Raw genomic sequence first — 21,321 nt, forward strand, 5'->3', positions numbered from 1 at the left:
TTCGGATGGGCGCGAATGATCACCGGGATCACTCGAAGGGCTGGCGGGCGGTGTCTGCGCCAGAGCCCCTTCCGGAGGGGTTTCGGCCCGGACGCCCGTCAGGCTCCGCCGGCCCGTCCCCCACTAGGAGGGGACTACGGATCGGTCCGTTTAACCGGGGCAACCCGGGAAGCGCCGGCAGCCGCCCAAGGGGTCCCCGCCAGCGAGCAGCGTCAGCTGCGAAGCTTAAAGGCGGGGCAAAAGCTCCGTCCCCGCCAGCGAGCAGCGCGAGCTGCGACGCTTAAGGGCGGGGCAAAAACTCCGTCCCCGCCAGCGAGCAGCGCGAGTTGCGACGCTTGAGGGCGGGGCAGAGGCTCCGTCCCCGCCAGCGAGCAGCGTCAGCTGCGACGCTTAAGGGCGGGGCAGAGACCCCGTCCCCGCCAGCGACGAGCCGAAAGGCGAGGAGCTTAAGGGCGGGGATCAGGGTGAAGACGGGTGCCAAATCCCGTGCGGAGCGCCGGAGGCGAGCCGACATATCCATAACTCAGAGGGTTTGCCTCCGGCGCTTCGCCGCTCATCGCAAAATCCCGCCGCAGCCACCGGCCGCGGGAGCACTTCCGCGCGTCGGTAATCGAGGACATCAGCGCTTCCCACGATCCCACGTCGTCCATGCCGAATTGCAGCGACGGGATCGATGTTGGACGTGCCTGCCGCAGGCCAGCCAGTCCACGATCGAGATGCAGAAGGACGCCGTCACGCGGCGGCACCGCGTCAGCTCGCTCAGCATCATGGAGCGCGAGCGATCCGGTTATCAGAGGGCTGAGTTCGAAGTGGACAAAAGATGGTAGACAGGGCGCCGCAGGTCGGCCGCCGCTGCGCCAAAGGGTCAGGCGGCACCATGAGGACCGGTGTCCTCAACCGCGACTGCAGTCAAAAAGCCGGCCTGCGGCTGGCCTGCGGCGGCGGCGGGAAGTCCGGCGATCAGGCGCCGAGCGCGCTCCGCACGTCGCGCAGCTGCGACAGGGTCAGCTCGGCGCGCGATCTTGCCTCGGCCGTCTTGGCGTCGGCAAGGTCTTCCTCGGCATTGCGGATCTGGCTGTCGATCTCGGCCATGTCGAGATCCTCGACGCGCGTGGCGCGTTCGGCGAGCAGCGTCAGGCCGTTCTCGTTGATGTCGGCAAAGCCCCCCTGGACGAAGATGCGGCGCTCGCTGCCATTCGCCATGGTGGCGACGACGACGCCGGGCTTCACCGTCGTCATCAGCGGCGCGTGGCGCGCCATGACCGTGAAGTAGCCCTCGGTGCCCGGCACGAGGACAGCCGTCGCCGGCTCGGAGAGAAGCAGGCGCTCCGGGGAGACGAGGTCGAAGGAGAAGCTGTCAGCCATGTGCCGTCCGCCTGCTGATCGCGGCCTCGAAGTGCTCGACGGCCGTTTCGAACTTGTCGCGGCAACCGGGATTGCAGAACCCGACCACCACATCCTTGTACCTCGTCAGGGAGTCCGGGCTCACCGGCTTCCCCGACCAGGGACATGCGTCGTTGACGGCCGCTTCGATCGCCAGATCCTCGCGGCCATCCCTCATGATCAGGCCGCCTCGGCGGCGAGGCGCTGGGCCTTCTCGATCGCCATCTCGATCGAGCCGACCATGTAGAAGGCCGCCTCCGGCAGGTGGTCGTATTCGCCGTTGACGAGGCCCTTGAAGGACTTGATCGTGTCCTCCAGCGGCACCAGCTGACCCGGCGAGCCGGTGAACACCTCGGCGACGAAGAAGGGCTGCGAGAGGAAGCGCTCGACCTTGCGGGCGCGCGCCACCGTCAGCTTGTCCTCTTCGGACAGTTCGTCCATGCCCAGAATGGCGATGATGTCCTGGAGCGACTTGTAGCGCTGCAGGATCTGCTGGACCTTGTTGGCGACCTCGTAGTGCTCTTCGCCGACGATGTAGGGCTGCAGCATGCGCGAGGACGAGTCGAGCGGATCCACCGCCGGGTAGATGCCTTTCTCGGAGATCGCGCGGTTCAGAACCGTACGAGCGTCGAGGTGGGCGAAGGAGGTCGCCGGCGCCGGGTCGGTCAGGTCGTCGGCGGGCACGTAGATCGCCTGCACCGAGGTGATCGAACCCTTGGTCGTCGTGGTGATGCGCTCCTGCATGGCGCCCATATCGGTCGCCAGCGTCGGCTGATAGCCCACCGCCGACGGGATACGGCCGAGCAGCGCCGACACTTCGGCGCCCGCCTGCGTGAAGCGGAAGATGTTGTCGACGAAGAACAGAACGTCCTGACCCTGGTCGCGGAAGCTCTCGGCGATGGTGAGGCCGGTCAGGGCGACGCGGGCACGGGCGCCCGGCGGCTCGTTCATCTGGCCATAGACGAGGGCCGCCTTTGAGCCGACGGTCGAGCCGTTGTTCTCGTGCGGGTCCTTGTTCACGCCGGACTCGATCATCTCGTGGTAGAGATCGTTGCCCTCGCGGGTGCGCTCGCCGACGCCGGCGAAGACGGAGTAGCCGCCATGCGCCTTGGCGACGTTGTTGATCAGCTCCTGGATCAGCACGGTCTTGCCGACGCCGGCGCCACCGAACAGGCCCACCTTGCCGCCGCGCGCATAGGGCGCGAGCAGATCGATGACCTTGATGCCGGTGACGAGGATCTGCGATTCCGGGTTCTGCTCGATATAGGGCGGCGCCGGCTGGTGGATGCCGCGCTTGGTCTCGTACTGGATCGGCCCGACCTCGTCGATCGGCTCGCCGATGACGTTCATGATGCGGCCGAGCGTGCCGTCGCCGACCGGAACCTCGATCGGCGCGCCGGTGTCGGTGACGGCCTGGCCGCGCACCAGACCTTCGGTCAGGTCCATGGCGATGGTGCGGACGGTGTTCTCGCCGAGATGCTGGGCCACCTCGAGGACGAGGCGGTTGCCGTTGTTGTTCACCTCGAGCGCGTTCAGGATCGCCGGCAGATGGCCGTCGAACTCGACGTCAACGACGGCGCCGATGACCTGCGCGACGCGGCCGCTTGGACCGCCGGTTTGGATGCTGTCAGCCACGCTTGGCCTCCTCTCGATGCTCGGAGCGCCGTCGGTCTGCGTCGACCGTCAGGCTCCGTATGTCCACGGGGTCCGCTGCGCCAAAACGCTGCGGCGGGCCGACGGCCCGTCAGGCTGATGCCTAAAGCGCCTCGGCGCCCGAAATGATCTCGACCAGCTCGGTGGTGATCTGCGCCTGGCGCTGCCGGTTGTAGGAGATCGACAGACGGTCGATCATGTCGCCGGCATTGCGGGTGGCATTGTCCATGGCGCTCATGCGGGCGCCCTGTTCGGACGCACCGTTCTCCAGGAGCGCCCGGAAGACCTGGATCTTGATGTTGCGCGGGATCAGGTCGGCGAGGATCTCGCCGGGCTCCGGCTCGTACTCGTAGACCGCGCCGCCCGCCGTCGTACCCGTCGCCGCGCCGGCGCTGGTCTCCACCGCCGCAGGGATGATCTGCTTGGCGGTCGGCACCTGGGTGATGACGTTCTCGAACTTGGAGAAGAAGATCGTCGCCACGTCGAACTCGCCGGCCTCGAACATGCGGATGATCCGCTCGCCGATCGCGTCAGCATTGGCGAAGCCCACCTGCTTGACCTCGCGCAGGTCGCTGCGCTCGGCGACCTTCGGCCCGAGATCGCGGCGCATCAGGTCCCAGCCCTTCTTGCCGACGACCATGAACTTGACGCGCTTGCCGGCCGCCTCGAGCTGCCGGGCGTGCTGGCGCGCCAGCTTGACGATCGACGAGTTGAAGCCGCCGCACAGGCCGCGTTCGGCCGTGAAGACGACGAGCAGATGCACGTCGTCCTTGCCCGTGCCGCTCATCAGCGCCGGAGCATCACCTTCCATCGCACCTGCGATGTTGCCGAGAACCGCCGCCATGCGCTCGGCATAGGGCCGGGCCGCCTGCGCGGCCTCCTCGGCGCGGCGCAGCTTCGCCGCGGCGACCATCTGCATGGCCTTGGTGATCTTCTGCGTTGATTTGACCGACGCGATGCGGTTCCGCAGATCCTTGAGGGATGCCATGGCTTAAGCGCTGTCTCCGGCCGCTTCGATCTCGATCAGGCGAAGGACTTGGCGAACTGGTCGATCGCGGCCTTCAACTTGGCGCGGGTGTCGTCGCTGATCGCCTTGTCGGCGGCGATCTGGTCGAGCACCGCCTTGTTCTCGGTGCGCAGCGAAGCCAGCAGTCCCTGCTCGAACTCGCCGACCTGATCGACGCGCAGCTTGTCGAGGTAGCCCTGCGTACCCGCGAAGATCACCGCGACCTGCTCTTCCGTCTTCAGCGGCGAGAACTGCTGCTGCTTCAGAAGCTCGGTGAGGCGCGCGCCGCGGTTGAGCAGGCGCTGCGTCGCGGCATCGAGATCGGAGCCGAACTGCGCGAAGGCCGCCATCTCGCGGTACTGCGCGAGCTCGCCCTTGATCGAGCCGGCCACCTGCTTCATCGCCTTGATCTGCGCGGACGAGCCAACGCGGCTGACCGAGAGGCCGACGTTCACCGCCGGGCGGATGCCCTGGTAGAACAGGTTGGTCTCAAGGAAGATCTGGCCGTCGGTGATCGAGATCACGTTGGTCGGGATGTAGGCCGACACGTCGCCGGCCTGCGTCTCGATAACGGGCAGGGCGGTCAGCGAGCCGGCGCCATGGGCATCGCCCATCTTCGCCGCGCGCTCGAGCAGCCGCGAATGCAGGTAGAAGACGTCGCCCGGATAGGCTTCGCGGCCCGGCGGGCGGCGGAGCAGGAGCGACATCTGGCGGTAGGAGACGGCCTGCTTGGACAGGTCGTCATAGGCGATCACGGCATGCATGCCGTTGTCGCGGAAATACTCGCCCATGGCGCAGCCGGCGAAGGGCGCGATGTACTGCATCGGGGCCGGATCGGAGGCCGTCGCGGCGATGACGATGGAGTACTCCATCGCGCCGCGCTCCTCGAGGACGCGCACGAACTGCGCGACGGTGGAGCGCTTCTGCCCGATGGCGACGTAGATGCAGTAGAGCTTGTCCTTCTCCGCGGCCCCAGCGTCATGCGCGGGCTTCTGGTTCAGGAAGGTGTCCAGCAGGATGGCGGTCTTGCCAGTCTGGCGGTCGCCGATGACCAGCTCGCGCTGGCCGCGGCCGATCGGGATCAGCGCGTCGATCGACTTCAGGCCCGTCGCCATCGGCTCGTGCACCGACTTGCGCGGGATGATGCCGGGCGCCTTGACGTCGACGCGACGCATCTCGGCGCCGACGATCGGACCCTTGCCGTCGATCGGGTTGCCGAGGCCGTCGACGACGCGGCCGAGAAGGCCCTTGCCGACCGGCACTTCCACGATGGCGCCGGTGCGCTTGACCGTGTCGCCTTCCTTGATCTCACGATCGGAGCCGAACAGCACGACGCCGACATTGTCGGATTCGAGGTTCAGCGCCATGCCGCGCACGCCGCCCGGGAACTCGACCATCTCGCCCGCCTGGACGTTGTCGAGACCATAGACGCGGGCGATGCCGTCGCCGACCGAAAGGACCTGTCCAACCTCGGAGACTTCAGCTTGCGTGCCGAAATTCTTGATCTGGTTCTTCAGGATCGCGGAGATTTCCGCAGCGCGGATGTCCATCAGCCGACCTCTTTCAGTGCGAGCTTAAGGGAATTGAGCTTGGTTCGGATCGAGGTGTCGATCTGGCGCGATCCGATACGGACCACGAGGCCGCCGAGGATGGCGGGATCGACGCTCTCGCGCATGGTGACGGTCTTGCCGGCATAGGCGGCGATCGCCTGCGACAGCTCGGAACGCTGGCTGTCGCTGAGAGGATGGGCGCTGACCACTTCCGCCTCGACCTCACCGCGATGGGCTGCGGCAAGAGCGCGGAAGCGCTTGACGATGGCCGATAGGACGAAGAGACGCCGGTTGGAGGCGATCACCTTCAGGAAGTTGCCGGTGAGGGCACCGGGCTGCACCGCGGCGACCACCGCCTCGATCGCCTTCAGCTGATCGTCGGAGGTGAAGGCGGGGCTTTCGACGAGACGCCGGAAGTCGGCATTCTCGTCGATCAAGGTCTGGAAGGCCGAAAGCTCGGACTCGACGGTGTCGATCGAGCCTTCATCGCGTGCGAGCTCGAACAGGGACTGGGCGTAGCGGTCTGCGACTCCCGAGACGGGAGAGGATGATTGTGCCACGGAGTGCCGTTTCTCTTCTCGTTCCTGTCTCCAAGGCCGTCGCGGTTCCAATGAAGGAGCCCGTGTCAAAACCTTGGATGCGTTGAATTTTCGCGGGGAAACAGCGGCTGCCCGGCACCGCCCTGTCCCTCGAGTTCGGCCCCGTCTAGCATAGCGTTTTCGCCGCGACAACACGCCGTTTGCGCGCTTTTGGAGCCTTTATCCCTGCCATGCGCGTGCGGCATGGGATCAGTAGCTGACGAAGCCAAGCGCAACGGCGAGCGGCATGGCCGCAAGAACCAGCGAGATGATCATCATGAGGAGGGTGCGTGGGATCAGCATCCGGTCGAAGATGAGCGACAGGAGGCGGCCCCCGGCCGCGAACAGCCAGGCCGCCCCGAGGATCAGCTCGGCCACCGGCTGGTCGAAGAAGAAGACACCGCAGAGACCGACGCCAAGTGGAAAGCCGCCGAGCATGGCGCGGACTTCCGTTGAAATGGCGAGCCGTCCGGCCGGCGGGTTAAGGCCGAGCAGGCGCAGTACCGTGCGTGGCATCAGCAAGGCAAACAGCCCGAGCAAGACGGTAATACAGGCCGACAGGAAGGGCAGGAGGTCGACCGTCGTCTGCGGCAGGGCGAATTCCATGGCATTTCCTCGGGTCAGACGGGCTGGAGCGGCCTTATAGAAGCCGGAGGACGGCTACGGAAGCGTCGCCGTGTCACGCTGCTGGGCGGCAAGCTCGGGAGCGGCAGGGCGTCGGTCCCTCGGCGCGGTCACAGGAAGCTCTGCGGATCGACATCGATCTGTACTTGCACTGAGCCGCGCGGCGGCGGCGCCTCCGCGACCATGCGGCGCAGGAAGGCCTGCATTGGCGCACGCCGGCTGCCCTGGCAGAGCAGGCGGAACCGGTGGCGTCCGCGCAGGACAGCGAGCGGCGCCTCGGCCGGGCCGAGCACCTCGATCCCATCATCCTCGCGGGCGGCACGGCGCAGCTCGCGGGCGTGGTCCTCGGCTTCTTTCCGCGAATTGGCGGAGACGATGACGCTGGCGAGGCGGCCGAAAGGCGGCAGGCCGGCGCGTTCGCGCTCGATCGTCTCGCGCTCGTAGAAGCGGTCGGCGTCGCCCGAGACGATCGCCTGCATGACAGGATGCTCCGGCTGATAGGTCTGGATCAGGCCGCGGCTGCGGCGCCCCGACCGCCCGGCGCGGCCGGTGACCTGATGGAGGAGCTGGAAGGTGCGCTCGGCGGCGCGCGGATCGCCGTTGGACAGGCCGAGATCGGCATCCACGGCGCCCACCAGCGTCATCAGCGGGAAGTGGTGCCCCTTGGCGACAAGCTGCGTTCCGATCACGATATCCGCCTCGCCCTCCGCGATGGCGTCCAGTTCGCGCCGCAGCCGCCGCGCACCGCCCGGCAAGTCGGAGGAGAGGAGGATCGTCCGCGCTTGCGGGAAGGTCTGCAGCATCTCTTCCGCCACGCGCTCAACGCCGGGGCCGCAGGCGACGAGATGGTCAAGCGTGCCGCATTCCACGCATGCCTCCGGGCGCGCCACGGCGAAGCCGCAATGGTGGCACTGCAGCGTGCCGCGCAGGCGATGGTCGACCAGCCATGTCGAGCAGGAGGGGCACTGAAAACGATGACCGCAGGCGCGGCAGAGCGTCAGCGGCGCATAGCCGCGCCTGTTGAGGAAGAGCAGCGCCTGTTCGCCGCGCGCGACCGTCTCGTGTATGGCGGTGAGAAGAACGGGCGAGACGAAGCGGCCGCGGCTCGGCGGCGCGCGCCGCAGGTCCACAAGCGACAGATCCGGCAGCGCGGCTTCCGCGAAACGGCCGCTGAGTCCGACATGGCTGTAGCGCCCGCTTGCGGCATTCACCCGACTTTCCAGCGAGGGCGTCGCGGAGGCGAGGATCACCGGGAAGCCGCCGATCGAGCCGCGCACCACTGCCATGTCGCGGGCATGGTAGACGGTGCGGTCCTCCTGTTTGTAGGCAGGATCGTGCTCCTCGTCGACGACGACGAGGCCGAGCTCCTTGAATGGAAGAAACAGCGCCGAGCGGGCGCCGGCAACGACCCGGACCCGGCCTTCCGCAACCTGGCGCCAGATCGTCTCCCGCATCTTCGGTGGCACGTCGGAATGCCATTCGGCCGGCGGTGCGCCGAAGCGGGCATGGAAGCGGTCGATGAAGCCCTGCGTCAGCGCGATCTCCGGCAGGAGGATCAGCACTTGCCGGCCGGCCTCCAGGGCTCTCGCGACTGCCTCGAAGTAGACCTCCGTCTTGCCGGAGCCGGTGACGCCTTCGAGGAGGACCGCAGAGAAGCCGCCGGCATCCACTGCCGCGGTGAGGCCGGCGGCTGCCTCAGCCTGGGCGGGGCTCAGATCGGCGCGACCGTAGGTCGTGTCGGGCTCCGCGACAGCCGGCGGTGGCGGCAGCCGCACGGCTTCGAAGGCGCCGTGGCGGATCAACCCGTCGACCACGGTGATCGAGACGCCGGCGGCGTGGGCAAGGCCCGAGCGCGACCAGGCCGGCGCATCCTCGGCGGCGGCGAGCACGCGCTCGCGCGCCGCCGTCATCCGGTCCGGCCGGTCACCTGTCAGGCGGAACCCGTCGATCCAGGGCTCGGGGTCGAAGGCCGCCGGCGCGCGCAGCGCCATGCGCGCGACGAGCCCGGGCGGCGAGACGGTGTAGTCGGCGACCCAGTCGATGAAGCGGCGCATCGAGACATCGAGCGGCGGGCAGTCGAAGACCTGCGTGATGGCGCGCAGCTTCTTCGGATCGACCGCTTCGCCGGGGCCGTCCCAGACGACGCCGGCGACTTGCCGGGGTCCGAGCGGCACCTGCACGATCGAGCCTGGCTCGACAGCCATCCCGTCCGGCACTGCATAGGAATAGGGGCGCTCGGCCGGCAACGGCACGAGAACCGGGACGGTGCGGATCGCGAAAAGCTGGCCCGTGACTGCGTCCATGCCCTGCCTGAATCAATCCTTGCTCGTGCCACGGCCGTCCATATCGGCCGGTGCCGGCATGATCGCGCTCGTATGACGGCGCTCGCCTTCGCCGGCACCAGTCCCATTTTCACGGCCACCGCGGCCCCGGTGCTTGCACTACAGGCGAATCGCGCCGGCGCCGCACCAGCATAAAGGAGCCGCAGCATGGCAGATACGAAGGTCGCGATCATCGTTGGCGGCGGCAGCGGCATGGGCGCAGATGCGGCCCGGAAGCTGGCCACCGATGGGTTTCAGGTGGCGATCCTGTCCTCTTCCGGCAAGGGCGAGGCGCTGGCGGGCGAACTCGGCGGCCTTGGCCTGACCGGTTCAAACCAGAATGTCGCCGACCTCGATCGGCTGGTGTCAGCGGTGATGGAGCGCTGGGGCCGCATCGACGCCGTCGTCAACAGCGCCGGCCACGGGCCGAAGGGACCGCTCCTCTCGATCAGCGATGACGATTGGCAGAGAGGCATGGAGTTCTACCTCCTCAACGTCATCCGCATGGCACGGCTGGTGACGCCGGTGATGCAGGCGCAACGCTCGGGATCGATCGTCAACATCTCGACCTATGCGACCTTCGAGCCGGAGGCCGCCTTTCCGACTTCGGGCGTCTTCCGGGCGGGGCTCGCTGCCTTCACGAAACTCTTCGCCGACCAGTATGCGGCCGATGCCATCCGCATGAACAACGTGCTGCCCGGCTATATCGACAGCCTGCCGGAAAATGCTGAGCGCCGCGACCGCATTCCGATGGGGCGCTACGGGCGCACGGACGAGGTCTCCGAACTGATCGCCTTCCTGGCGTCTGACCGCTCGAGCTACATCACCGGCCAGAACATTCGCATCGACGGCGGCATCACGCGATCGGTGTAGCGGTGCCACCGGAAGCTTTAACAGATGCGTGAAAGGCTCTAAGGGATGGCGCAACGGCGGCCGGCTGTCACGCGCGGCCGTCATTGGACCGGTATCAAGGATCACGCGCCATGAAGTTCTTCGTCGACACCGCCGACATCGCCGACATCAAGGAGCTCAGCGAAGCCGGGCTGATCGACGGCGTGACCACTAACCCGTCGCTGATCATGAAGGCCAACCGGCCGATGACCGAGATCATCGCCGACATCTGCAAGGTGACGGACGGCCCGGTCTCCGCCGAGGTCGCGGCGACGGACGCCGCCGAGATGATCCGCGAGGGCAAGGTGCTCGCTGCCATTGCCGATAATGTCTGCATCAAGCTGCCGCTGACGCTGGACGGTCTCAAGGCCTGCAAGCATCTCACCGACGAAGGCCACCAGACCAATGTCACGCTCTGCTTCTCGGCGACGCAGGCGCTGCTCGCGGCCAAGGCCGGCGCAACCTATGTCTCGCCCTTCATTGGGCGCCTCGACGACATCAACATCGACGGCATGCAGCTGATCGCCGACATCCGCCGCATCTTCGACAATTACGAGTTCGACACGCAGATCCTGGCCGCCTCGATCCGTACGCTGAACCATGTACGCGAGGCCGCACTGATCGGCGCTGACGTTGCGACCGTTCCGCCGGCGACGCTCCGCTCCCTGGTCAAGCATCCGCTGACCGATAAGGGCCTCGAGACCTTCCTGGCCGACTGGAAGAAGACCGGCCAGACGATCTGACGGCAGGCCATCCGGCGACGGAGCGAGGAGCGCGTCACGGCTTGAACCGTGATGCGGTCGGCTCCGGCACATCATGCCATTGGGCGATGCGTGTGCGGCGGCGTGCCGTCCTGCGTCCGACGATGGTTGCTGGGGCTCAGTTGCGGTCACTTCAGGCGGCAGGTGGGTCAGGCGCGGTAGCGGGCGAGAAACCGCCCGTCCAGCCAGCTCTTCAGCCGGAGCGCCGAGCGGCCGTGCCACCACAGGCGTCCGCGCGCGGCATAGCCGCGGCCATCGGCGAGATCGAGGATGGCGAGCGCGTGGCGCTGCGGCCGATAGGCTCGGAGCGGTCCACCATCCAGCGCCGCCAGTAGATTATCACTGAGCACCGGCGCCTCCCTGACGCCATAGACTCCGAGCTTGGGCAGGCGGTGCCCGGCGAGCGCAGCGCAGTCCCCGGCGGAGAAGACACGTTCGTCCGCCACGGAGCGCAGGGTCGCGTCCACCAGCAGCCCGCTATCCTGCGTCGGCAAACCGAGCCCCGACACCAGCGGCTCGGCTTCGAGACCGGTTGCGACGATGACTCTGTCGGCGGCGATGCAACTGCCATCTGCCAGCACTGCGCCGCTTGCCTTGATCGTCTTGACGGGAAGGCCGAGTCGGATGTCGGCGCCGCGGCCGGCGAGGCTTCGCTCCACCATCGTCGCGAGCCCAGCCGGCACGCCTGGCAAGAGGCGGGGTGCCGCGCCAATTAGCGTCACCGCGCAACTGGTCGCCTGGAGGAGATGCAGGAGATTGCCGGTGATCTCCGCCGCCGAGGCGCCGTCGCCGATCACGACGATGCGGCCGGGCCGCTCGGCAAGTAGCCGCTCGCGCAGCCTGACCAGCGTCCCGACCGGTTTCACGCCGGCGATCGCGACGTCATCCAGCGGCCACGGGCTGTGCGTGCGGCTGCCGATCGCGAAAGAGACGAAGTCGTAAGGGAGGGCGCTGCCGTCGGAGAGATGCACGCGCCGTTTTGCCCGATCGAGGTCGGTTACCTTGGCAGCGACATGCGCGGCGCCACGGCGCTGCGCCAGTGCAGCAAGGCCGATTGAGGCTTCGTCGGGGGAGAACCGCCCGCCGAGAAGTCCGGCGGCACGGCCCGAATACCAGAACCGCCCGGGATCGATGAGGATCAGCCGGGCGCCTCTTTGCCTAAACGCCGGCGCCCGTTCGAGTACGCCGAGATGGGCGTGGCCGCCGCCGACCAGCACCACGGCCCGGTATGATACAGCTGCTTCCGCAGAGTAAAGGCCAGACGCGGTTGGGCTCATCGGCGGGACCGCTCCCGGCTTCGGCAGGATCAGCCTTGGAAGTGGCTCTCCAGGAAGTAGAGCGAGATGTCGAGGTCGCGGCCGACCTGGGTCAGGAGATCGGCGGTCAGCGCATCGCCCGCCTCTTCGGCCTCGTCGATGCCCGCCTTCACGGCCTCGCTCCATTTGGCATAGGAGTCGGCGAGGCGGCGTAGATGGTCCTCGGACTTCACGAGATCGAGCGGGTAGGGTTCAAGCACGGAGTTCTCGACGGCAGCATGAACGGTGCCGTGAGCCTGTCCACCCATAGCCGTCAGGCGCTCGGCGATATCGTCGACATAGGCTTCTGTCTTCTCGTGCAACTCGTCGAACAGCTTGTGAACGGCGATGAAGTTCATGCCCTTCACGTTCCAGTGCGCCTGCTTGGTCTGGTAGGTGATGTCGACGGCCGTTCCGAGATGCTTCTGCAGAAGCTCCACCATCGCCGTGCGCAGGTTCTCGGTCTGCGGGTTCTTGGTGCTGTGCAGCAGGACTTTGCCGGACTTGGCCATGATCGTCTCCTCGGGTCGTGCAAGTGGGCGCCCGCAGCCGTGCGGCAGGCGATCATCGGAGAAATCCACCAGACGTAGCTCGGTTCCTCACGAGGCGAGAAATAGTTTCAATTTACTACGGCTTTATGATCCTGCTGGATCGGCCGGCTGAGTACGGGTCAGCTATGTTCCTTCAGGCCCTTGAAAGCCCTGTCACCCCACACCCGTTCCACTGTATCATTGCGACCGCAGCCGTAGCGGTAATACTGATACTTCAACGGGTTCTTCTTGTAGTAATCCTGGTGGTAGCCTTCTGCTGGCCAGAAGGTCGGCGCCGCCTGGATGGTCGTTGCGACCGGCTGCCCGAGCTCCTTCTCCACCGCCGCCTTGCTGGCTTCAGCCTGCTTCAGCTGCTGTGGGCTCAGCGTGAAGATCGCGCTGGTATAGGATGGCCCGCGGTCACAGAACTGCCCGCCGCCGTCAGTCGGATCTATGGAGTGCCAGTAGACCTCCAGGAGCTTCTCATAGGAGACCTTCTCGGGATCATAGGTGATCTTCACCGCCTCATGATGGCCGGTGTCTTCGCGAGACACTGCCTGATAAGTCGGATTGTCGAGCGTTCCGCCGATATAGCCAGAGATCGTCTCCAGCACGCCATCGACATGGTCGAAGTCGGACTCCACGCACCAGAAGCATCCGCCGGCGAAGATCGCCGTCCCGGTTTCAGCCGCCGTGGCCGGGCTTCTGTCCGCCGAGGCAATGGTGAACGTGGCGACGGCGAGAACGGCGAGAGCCGCAACAGCGGAGCGAAGGGGCGGTGTCAGGTGTCGGGTCATGCAGCAAGAGTCCTCCTGACGACGGCTTCAGGCAAGTCTGCGCACAGGTGGCATCGCGCGTGCCGCAAACAAGCGTGCATGCGGCACGATCGCGTGATCACCGGTTCTGCCTCAGCCGAACCTTCGCTCAGGCGGTGCCGGTCGAGCGCTGCTGGGGAACGCTGGATTCGTCTCGCAGCGTCCGGGCCGCCTCGGCTGCGGCTTCGGCAAAGACGCGCCCAACGCCAATTAGGATCGGCCGGTCGACGCCAATGCGCCCGACGATGAGCCCGAGCTCGGCGAGGGTCCCGGCACCGCGCGTCTCATCTGCACGCGACAGATTGGCGGCAACCGCAACCGGCGTTGCAGCCGGCAGTCCGTGGGCGATCAGGCGCTCGGCAATGCGCGGCGCCATGCGCCCGCCCATGTAGAACACTGTCGTCGCATGGTCGTCGGCAAGCGCTTGCCAGTCCAGATCCTCGGGCAGCCCGCCCTTCTTGGAATGGCCGGTGACGAAGCGCAACTGCTGGGCGCGGTCACGATGCGTCAGCGAGACGCCGAAGCTCGCCGCCAGCGCCGACGCCGCGGTGATGCCAGGCACGATCTGGACCGGAATGCCTTCGCGGTTCAGCTCGTCCAGCTCCTCGCCGGCACGACCGAAGACCGAGACATCGCCAGCCTTCAGCCGCACGACGTGCTTTCCGGCCTTGGCGAACTGCACCATCATCCGGTTGATGTCCTCCTGCCGGCAGCTCTCGCGCGCCGCCCGCTTGCCCACCAGCATGCGTTTGGCCTCGCGGCGGGCTAGTTCCAGTATGTCGTCGGAGACGAGGTCGTCGAAGAGGATCACGTCGGCAGCCTGCAGAGCGCGCACCGCCTTTAACGTCAGCAGCTCGGCCTCACCGGGTCCGGCGCCGACCAGCGTTACACGTCCGCCGGCCTCGGGCGAGTTGCGCAGCGCCGCGACGAAGCCGCGGGCATCAGCTTCCGCAGTGTCGTCCGGCAGCCTGGCGGTGAAGGCGCTGTCGCTGAAGCGCTCCCAGAATGTCCGCCGCAGCCGGCCGGGCGAAAGGTGCTCCATAACCTCGGCACGGACGCGGGCGGCAAGGTCCGCCCAGCTGGCAAGCGCCGGTGGCAGCAGCGTTTCGATCCGGCGGCGAATTGCCTGACCGAGGATGGGCGCAGCGCCATCGGTGGAGATGCCGACGACGACCGGCGAGCGGTTGACGATGGTGCCGAAGCGGAAAGAGCAGAAGGCCGGTTTGTCGATGACGTTGACAGGAACGCCGGCGGCCCGTGCGGCCGCGACGAAGCGCTCGGCCTCGGCCTCGTCCTCGCAATCGGCGATGGCAACGGCTGCATCGTGAAGGTCGCCAGGCACGATGGCGCGGTCGTGGTGACGCAGGGTCCCGTTTGGCGGCGGCGCGGAGAGCACCGCACGCATCTCGTCAGTTAGCGTGTCTGTTGGCGCGTAGAGGTCTACGCTTGCGCCTGCGGCGGCGATCAGCTCCGCCTTCCAGGCGGCTGCATCGGAGCCGCCGGCGACGACGGCACGACGGCCCTTAAGGTCGAGAAAGACGGGCAGCGTCGACAGGTCGGCAACGCGCTCCGGTCGTTGCCGGCGCTCCTCGCCCGTCTCGGACTCGTCATTCTGATCGAAATCGTCGGTCACCGCGCCATCCGCAACTGGATCCTGTCAGGGACAGAGAAGCCACGATCGGTCCGGCGAGGCAAGCAACGTCATGCCACGACTTCGGCGATGCGTGGAACGACGTTCCGAGGGCGTGCAGTAAAGAGTGTGTTGTCAGAAGCGCTATCAGCTCAGCCGAACTTGCGCGCGGCGTCTACGGCAAGACCTAGGCCCACCGAGCCAAAGGCGTCGGACTGAACGATGCGGGCATCGGAAAAGCGGGCGACGACGCTACGATGGACAACCGGGATCTGCGTCGAGCCGCCGGTAAGGAGCACGGTCTGCACATCGCCTGCCGTAATGCCGGCGCTCGTCAGCGCGTCGTCGATGCTGCCGGTGATGCCCGCGACCAGCGTCGCGACACTGGACTCGAATGCCTCCCGCGTCACCGGCACTTCAATGGCGACGTCCGGCTCTCGCAGGCGGATCGCTGCCTTCGCCGCGTCGGTGAGCTCGATCTTTGCCGTCTCGACGGCGCCTGCAAGACGGTGCCCGGCGCGATTGCGCAGGAGCGCCATCAACTGATCGAGCCTCTGCGCCTCCGCCGCTTCCTTCTGCAGCGCCTTCAAACCGTTCGCGACCTTCGGATCGTAGAGCGTGTTGATGCGGTGCCACGTCGCGAAATCGTTGAAGTACCAGACCGGCAGCTGCCGCTTGCCATCCCTGGTCATCGTGCCGAGTCCGAGCGAGGGCATCACCGCCGAGACCGAGAGCAGCTTGTCGAAGTCGGTGCCGCCGATATGGACGCCGGTATTGGCGAGAACGTCGCCCTTCCGGTCCGGCCGGCGCGCCGCCTCCGGCGACAGGCGGATCACCGAGAAGTCGGACGTGCCGCCACCGATGTCGACCACAAGCGCCAGCTCCTCGCCGGTCACCTCGCGCTCGTAGTTCAGTGCCGCGGCGACAGGCTCGAACTGGAAGGCGATGTCGGTGAAGCCTTGCCGGCGCGCCGCCTCTGCAAGCTGGTCCTCGGCGGCCTTGTCGGCGGTCTCGTCGCCGTCGACGAAGTGGACGGGCCGGCCCAGCACGACGCGCTCCACCGTGCCGCCGGCCTCTGTCTCCAGCCGCTCGCGGAGCTGGCGCAGGAACAGGCCGATGATGTCGACAAAGCTCATCGACTGGCGCCCCACGCGCGTCGTCTCGGCCATTAGCGAGGAGCCGAGCACCGACTTCAGTGCGCGCATCAGCCGTCCTTCGGCGCCTTCCACATATTCGCGCACCGCGGTGCGGCCGAAATAGGTGCGGTTGTCCTCGACCGAGAAGAACAGGGCGGTCGGCATCACCGGCCGGCCATCCTCCAGTGGAACGAGTTCGGGCACGCCGCCACGCACCAGGCCGAGCGTTGAGTTCGTGGTCCCGAAGTCGAGGCCGCAGGCCAGAGCACCGCGGGCGGAGGAGTTGGACATGGCGGCGGCCTCTCGGAGACAGCAACGGCTCACGCGGACGTCAGAGGGACGTCCTTGCGCCATCGCTCGAAAAAGGAAGGACGCGTCCTATAGCGGCATGCGGTACGGGAGGAAAGGCTGGATATCGGCTTTGCGTCAGAGCGCCCGAGGTCAGTCTCAGTTCAAGGCTTAGACACGAAAGGGGCGGCTGCCGCAGCAGCCGCCCTTGTTCGAATTCCGTCGGATCGCCCGGCTCGGCGGACTATACAGCGTGATCGACAGAGCCTACTTCGCCGCGATCAGTTCCTTCACATGCGCCATGTGGGTCTCGAGGCGCGGCAGCGTCTCCTTGGCGAAGCCGACGATCGTCTGGTCGTCGCCCGAACCCGCATAGGTGCGGAACAGGGCGACGGCCTCCATGTGCGCCTGCGCCTGGATGTCGAGATAGAGCGTCTCGAAGTCGGCGTAGTCGGCAGCCTTCAGCTGCTCCAGCATCTTCTTCTGCTTGGGGGCGAGCTCCGGCGCCGGGGCCTTCTCGTTCTTGGCTTCCAGCGTCGCCTTCAGCTTCTCGCCGGCCTTGGTGTGATCCTCTATGATCATGTCCGCGAGCATGGCGACATCGCCTTTGACGCCTTTGTCCTTGGCAAGCTTGCTCGACTGGATCTCGAACTCGTTCGAGCCGGACGCGACCTTCAGGAAGATTGCGGTGTCGACGGCCATGACGGGCGAGGCATCGTCCGCCGGCTTTGGCTTCATCGCCTCGACAGCAAGAGAAGGAGTGGTGGCGAGGATCGCGAGCGACAGGGCAGCGCCGAACTTGGTGATGGTCATGGGTCTCGTCCTTCCGTGATCGGCGAGCTTACTTGGTGAACGACTCGGCCAGGTCGGCGGCAGCTCTGTCGACGGCGTCCTTGGCGGCATCGACCACTTTCGCCATGCCGAAGAATTCGTGGGTAACGCGGGGAACGTTGATCGCATCGACGGTCACGCCAGCAGCCTTCAGCTTCTGCGCATAAGCCTGGCCTTCGGATCGCAGCGGATCGATCTCGGCTGTGATCACCGTTGCCGGCGGCAAGCCGCCGAGGTCGTCGCGGCCGACGAGGTTGATGCGCTTGTCGGCGCTCTCCTCCTTGGAGGCGAAGACATTTTTGACGAACCACTCCATGTCGGCCTTGCCGAGCGGTACCGCGTCGGCATTCGCCTGGTAGGACGGCGTGTTCATGTCGTTGCCGGCGATTGGATAGACGAGGAGCTGGTGCACCGGCATCGCCGTCTTGTTTGCCTTGGCCTCCAGCGCGACATTGGCGGCAAGGTTTGCGCCGGCGCTCTCGCCGGCGACCGCGATCCGTTTGGCATCGCCGTTCAGCGTGTGGATGTTCTCCACCGTCCACCGATAGGCCGCCCAGGCGTCATCATGCGCTGCCGGGAACTTGTGCTCGGGCGCGTGGCGGTAGTCGACCGAGACCACCATCGCCTTGGCACCGAGCGCGAGCGCCCGCGGCGTCGCGTCGTAGGTGTTGATGTCGGCGATCACCCAGCCGCCGCCGTGGAAGTAGACGATGACCGGCAAGGGACCTTCGCCAGCCGGCATGTAGACGCGGGCCGGCAGTGCGCCAGCAGCGGTCGGGATGGCGATGTCGCGTGTCATCACCTTTGCTTCCGGTTCAGCTGAGATCTTGCGGTCGCGCTGCACGGTGCGGGCGGCATCGGCGGGGCTGGCCTGGAAGCGGGCTGCGGGAACGTCGAGCGTGTGAATCGGCTTGGCGTCGAGGCTCTTCAGTGCCTCTAGCACAGCCTGCATCTGCTCGTTCGGCTTGGCCGCCGTCGATGCCGGCGCCTCGTTGGCCGGCTGTGCGGCGGGTGCATCTTCTGCTGGCTGTGACGCGGTCGGCTGGGGTGCGGTCTGGGCGGCGGCGAGCCCGGCGGAGATGGGCACAAGAGCCGCCGCCAGGGTGGCCGACAACACGATGCGATGCTTGAAAATGGTCATGGCGTCTCCTCAGCGCCGAACGGCGCCTTGCAAGAGATGGGAATGCTGGCAGTCACGCCGGAGTGCGGGCGGTCAGACGATCACTGCTTCGGTGGCTCGGCGGTCTGAGCGTAGGTGCCGACAAGCTCGCCCTTGCCGATCACATGGCCCTTGGCGGCCTCAAGGACCGTGTCGCGGTCGGAGCCCGGCTTGATGTCGAGCAGCGTGTCGAGCGCAAGCACCTGAAAATGGTAGTGGTGGGCCGGATCGCCGACCGGCGGCTTTGGCCCGAAATAGCCGGTCGAGCCGCGGCTGTTACGGCCTTGCAGCAATCCTTCCGGCTCCACCAGGCGCGGCTGCTCCTGCAGGCCCTCGGGCAACTCCGTCAGCGTCGCCGGGATGTTCCAGGCAACCCAGTGGACGAAGGGGGTGGTCGGCTTGGCATCCGGATCTTCCATGACGATGGCGTAGGACACGGCGTTCTTCACCGGCTCCCAGGAGAGAGCCGGGGACAGGCCATCGGCATAGTCGCTGTGCTTCATCGGGATCGCTGCACCGCCCTTCACTGTCGACGAGGTGACCTTGATCTCGGCCTTCGCCTCGGCGGTCTCCTCCCGCTGCAGCGCCAGCGGCACGCCGACGCCCTTGCTGGCCTGTTCCTCCATCGGACCGGCCGGCGAGGCATTGCTGACATTGCTGGCATCCGCAGTCTGTGCATCGCCGGTATAGGCGACGCGGTAGATCACGCCATTGGCGTCGTCGGCCATCAGCAGAGAGCCGTCCTTGGCCACCGCCAGGCCGACCGGGCGGGCGATGTGGGTCTTGCCGCCATCGGTGAGGAAGCCGGTGACGAACGGCTCGATCGTCGTCGGCTTGCCGTCCTTGAAGTCGATATGGACGATCTCGTAGCCGGAGGGCTCGCCGCGGTTCCAGGAGCCGCGCATGGTGGCGAAGGCATCGCCCCGGTAATCCGCCGGAAAGGCCGACCCGCCGTAGAACTTCATCTGCATCGGCGCGGCATGGGCGGTGTAGCCGAGCGTCATAGGCGTCGAGGCGGCCTTCCACTGCTCCTTGGTGATGCCGCCGACCGGGGTCGACTGCGGATAGATCTTGTTGTCGGCATAGACATGCGGCCAGCCATACTGCCCACCCAGGCGGATGTTGTTCAGCTCCTCCGGTTGGTCGTCGTCGCCGAGGAAGTCGATGCCGTGGTCGAGACCCCAGAGCTCGCCGGTCGCCGGATCCCAGTCGAAGCCGATGGTGTTGCGCAGGCCCGAGGCGAAGATCGAGCGCTGCGTGCCATCCGGCTTCATCTTCAGGATGGTGGCGTTCTCGGGATTGGTCTCGTTGCAGGTGTTACAGGTCGAGCCGACGCTGATATAGAGCATGCCGTCCGGGCCGAAGGCCATGACGCGGTTGTGGTGCTGGCCGGCATCCGGGAGATCGCCGACCAGCATTTTCAGCTCACCGATGGTCCCGTCCTCTTTCAGATCCGCGACGAAGACCTCCTTGACGGTGACGAGATAGAACTTGTCGCCATGGATCGCGATGCCGTGGGTCTGCGGCCGCGCCACCACGGTGACGGGCGCGCCATCAGCCTTCCCGTCGCCATCGGCGTCCCTCAGCATCAGGACGTCGCCCTCCTCGCGGCGGGTGACATAAACGTTGCCGGCATCCGAGACGGCGATGATGCGGGTGTTGCCGAGGCCGCTCGCAAAGGGCGTGACGGCAAAGCCCTCCGGCGCCTTCAGCCCGGCGATGCGATCGCTGGTGGCGCCGACCTTGTTGGGCTTGTTGATACTGATCGGGATATCGACACGTGTGCCGTCGCCCTGCTGGGCGAGGACCGGACCGGCCGGTATCAGCCCGAGGGCAAGCGCGGTGAGCGGCAGTGTCGAGCGACGCATGAGTTTCTCCCGTTGATGCAGGGCGCAACCATCGGGGCAAACACATGTTCCGGCGCGCGCCGGCCGATTGCGGTTCAGCTGCTTCACATCGCCGTGGCCCGGCCGTGATGGGGGAGGCTTTCGCCCGCACCGGCCCGCCCTTACAAGGCGCTTAACAGCCTGGCCTTCGCCCCGCCCGACCGTCCGGGGCGGCGATCGGCGGCGGGCCGCACCGAACAGCGGATCGTAACGACCATGACCGACCTTTCCGGCCTGACGCAGCTCGGCCAGGCGACCCACCAGCCGGACTCGCCCGAGACCGCGACGCTGGAGCGGGTGCCGAACCCGCATCCCGACACGAATTACGTCGCCCGCTTCACCGCGCCGGAATTCACCTCGCTCTGCCCGGTGACGGGACAGCCGGACTTCGCCCATCTCGTCATCGATTACGTGCCGGGCGACTGGCTGGTGGAATCGAAATCGCTGAAACTCTACCTCACGGCGTTCCGCAACCACGGCGCCTTTCACGAGGACTGCACCGTGTCGATCGGCCGGCGGCTGGTGGCGCTGCTCCAGCCCCGGTATCTCAGGATCGCCGGCTACTGGTATCCGCGCGGCGGCATCCCGATCGACGTCTTCTGGCAGACCGGCGCGCCGCTGCCGGATGTCTGGCTGCCGGACACGGGCGTTCAGCCCTATCGCGGCCGCGGCTAGACGCGCGGACGCATCCCCGCGGCCGGTTCGGCCACGAAGTGTCGGGATAGGCGACGAAGCGCCGGAGGCAAACCCTCTGGGTATCCTTGCTACGGTTCGCCTCCGGCGCTCCGCACGGTGTTTTTTCGCCCGTCTCGGTAGGTCGCCCTTGTGGGGCTGAACCCGGCTGCCGGCGCTTCCCGGGTGTCCCCGGTCAAACGGACCGATCCGTAGTCCCCTCATAGTGGGGGACGGGCCGGCGGAGCCTGACGGGCGTCCGGGCCACCCCTCTCCGGACGAGGGACTGGCGCAGACACCGCCCGCCGGCCC

The 21,321-nt window shown here is 66.9% G+C and carries 19 protein-coding genes; 3 read left to right on the forward strand and 16 right to left on the reverse strand.

What is annotated here, in order from left to right; genetic code table 11:
* Nucleotides 1-960: 960 nt before the first annotated feature.
* From C0R46_RS18780 to C0R46_RS18815, 8 genes are all read right to left on the reverse strand, one after another.
* Nucleotides 961-1,365 carry a F0F1 ATP synthase subunit epsilon gene (locus C0R46_RS18780; protein WP_102961209.1) on the reverse strand — a complete coding sequence of 135 codons (405 nt, stop codon included), beginning with the start codon at nucleotides 1,363-1,365 and terminating at the stop codon, nucleotides 961-963.
* A complete protein-coding gene (locus tag C0R46_RS18785; protein ID WP_102961210.1) occupies nucleotides 1,358-1,561 on the reverse strand; it encodes an eL24 family ribosomal protein in 204 nt (67 codons plus the stop codon). Before C0R46_RS18785 ends, C0R46_RS18780 begins: the two co-directional genes overlap by 8 nt.
* 2 nt (nucleotides 1,562-1,563) lie before the next feature.
* Nucleotides 1,564-3,036, reverse strand: coding sequence for a F0F1 ATP synthase subunit beta (atpD, locus tag C0R46_RS18790; protein ID WP_425349910.1), 1,473 nt, complete (start codon nucleotides 3,034-3,036; stop codon nucleotides 1,564-1,566).
* A gap of 103 nt (nucleotides 3,037-3,139) precedes the next feature.
* The gene (locus tag C0R46_RS18795) at nucleotides 3,140-4,024 is read right to left on the reverse strand and encodes a F0F1 ATP synthase subunit gamma (RefSeq protein ID WP_102961212.1); all 885 of its coding nucleotides are present in this window, start codon (nucleotides 4,022-4,024) and stop codon (nucleotides 3,140-3,142) included.
* Nucleotides 4,025-4,059: 35 nt separating this feature from the next.
* Nucleotides 4,060-5,592, reverse strand: coding sequence for a F0F1 ATP synthase subunit alpha (gene atpA, locus C0R46_RS18800; protein WP_102961213.1), 1,533 nt, complete (start codon nucleotides 5,590-5,592; stop codon nucleotides 4,060-4,062).
* Nucleotides 5,592-6,152, reverse strand: a complete 561-nt coding sequence (locus C0R46_RS18805; RefSeq protein ID WP_102961214.1) for a F0F1 ATP synthase subunit delta — start codon at nucleotides 6,150-6,152, stop codon at nucleotides 5,592-5,594. The genes atpA and C0R46_RS18805 overlap by 1 nt, the downstream gene beginning before the upstream one ends.
* A 228-nt stretch (nucleotides 6,153-6,380) precedes the next feature.
* Nucleotides 6,381-6,776 (reverse strand): AGROH133_08824 family phage infection protein, encoded by a 396-nt coding sequence (locus C0R46_RS18810; protein ID WP_102961215.1) that lies wholly within the window; start codon nucleotides 6,774-6,776, stop codon nucleotides 6,381-6,383.
* A gap of 128 nt (nucleotides 6,777-6,904) precedes the next feature.
* Entirely contained in the window at nucleotides 6,905-9,097 is a 2,193-nt protein-coding gene (locus C0R46_RS18815) for a primosomal protein N' (RefSeq protein WP_102961216.1), read from the reverse strand.
* A 186-nt stretch (nucleotides 9,098-9,283) separates the two neighbouring features.
* Here C0R46_RS18815 and C0R46_RS18820 point away from each other — a divergent pair, with 186 nt between their 5' ends.
* Nucleotides 9,284-9,988 carry an SDR family oxidoreductase gene (locus C0R46_RS18820; RefSeq protein WP_102961217.1) on the forward strand — a complete coding sequence of 235 codons (705 nt, stop codon included), beginning with the start codon at nucleotides 9,284-9,286 and terminating at the stop codon, nucleotides 9,986-9,988.
* Nucleotides 9,989-10,098: 110 nt separating this feature from the next.
* Nucleotides 10,099-10,749: a fructose-6-phosphate aldolase gene (gene fsa, locus C0R46_RS18825; RefSeq protein WP_102961218.1), complete on the forward strand. Its 651-nt coding sequence runs from the start codon at nucleotides 10,099-10,101 to the stop codon at nucleotides 10,747-10,749.
* A gap of 167 nt (nucleotides 10,750-10,916) precedes the next feature.
* Here fsa and C0R46_RS18830 read toward each other — a convergent pair whose 3' ends face one another.
* The 8 genes from C0R46_RS18830 to C0R46_RS18865 form a co-directional block, all read right to left on the reverse strand.
* Nucleotides 10,917-12,044, reverse strand: a complete 1,128-nt coding sequence (locus C0R46_RS18830) for an NAD(P)/FAD-dependent oxidoreductase (protein WP_102961219.1) — start codon at nucleotides 12,042-12,044, stop codon at nucleotides 10,917-10,919.
* A gap of 29 nt (nucleotides 12,045-12,073) precedes the next feature.
* Complete coding sequence (gene dps, locus C0R46_RS18835) at nucleotides 12,074-12,574, reverse strand: DNA starvation/stationary phase protection protein Dps (RefSeq protein ID WP_102961220.1); 501 nt, start codon at nucleotides 12,572-12,574, stop codon at nucleotides 12,074-12,076.
* Nucleotides 12,575-12,732: 158 nt separating this feature from the next.
* Nucleotides 12,733-13,389, reverse strand: coding sequence for a peptide-methionine (S)-S-oxide reductase MsrA (gene msrA / locus C0R46_RS18840; RefSeq protein WP_102961221.1), 657 nt, complete (start codon nucleotides 13,387-13,389; stop codon nucleotides 12,733-12,735).
* A 127-nt stretch (nucleotides 13,390-13,516) separates the two neighbouring features.
* Nucleotides 13,517-15,040, reverse strand: coding sequence for a siroheme synthase CysG (gene cysG, locus C0R46_RS18845; protein WP_102961222.1), 1,524 nt, complete (start codon nucleotides 15,038-15,040; stop codon nucleotides 13,517-13,519).
* A 149-nt stretch (nucleotides 15,041-15,189) separates the two neighbouring features.
* Nucleotides 15,190-16,464: an Hsp70 family protein gene (locus C0R46_RS18850; protein WP_102961223.1), complete on the reverse strand. Its 1,275-nt coding sequence runs from the start codon at nucleotides 16,462-16,464 to the stop codon at nucleotides 15,190-15,192.
* Nucleotides 16,465-16,728: 264 nt separating this feature from the next.
* A complete protein-coding gene (locus C0R46_RS18855; protein ID WP_157944691.1) occupies nucleotides 16,729-17,274 on the reverse strand; it encodes a DUF4142 domain-containing protein in 546 nt (181 codons plus the stop codon).
* Between the two features lie 28 nt (nucleotides 17,275-17,302).
* Nucleotides 17,303-18,433, reverse strand: coding sequence for an alpha/beta hydrolase (locus tag C0R46_RS18860; protein ID WP_198598403.1), 1,131 nt, complete (start codon nucleotides 18,431-18,433; stop codon nucleotides 17,303-17,305).
* An 80-nt stretch (nucleotides 18,434-18,513) separates the two neighbouring features.
* Nucleotides 18,514-20,319, reverse strand: a complete 1,806-nt coding sequence (locus C0R46_RS18865; RefSeq protein WP_102961225.1) for a YbhB/YbcL family Raf kinase inhibitor-like protein — start codon at nucleotides 20,317-20,319, stop codon at nucleotides 18,514-18,516.
* Between the two features lie 234 nt (nucleotides 20,320-20,553).
* On the opposite strand from C0R46_RS18865, the gene queF reads away from it, so the two are divergent.
* The gene (queF, locus tag C0R46_RS18870) at nucleotides 20,554-21,012 is read left to right on the forward strand and encodes a preQ(1) synthase (RefSeq protein ID WP_102961226.1); all 459 of its coding nucleotides are present in this window, start codon (nucleotides 20,554-20,556) and stop codon (nucleotides 21,010-21,012) included.
* Nucleotides 21,013-21,321 lie beyond the last annotated feature (309 nt).

This window comes from Mangrovicella endophytica (genome assembly GCF_002893625.1).
Taxonomy (GTDB): Bacteria; Pseudomonadota; Alphaproteobacteria; order Rhizobiales; family Rhizobiaceae; genus Mangrovicella; species Mangrovicella endophytica.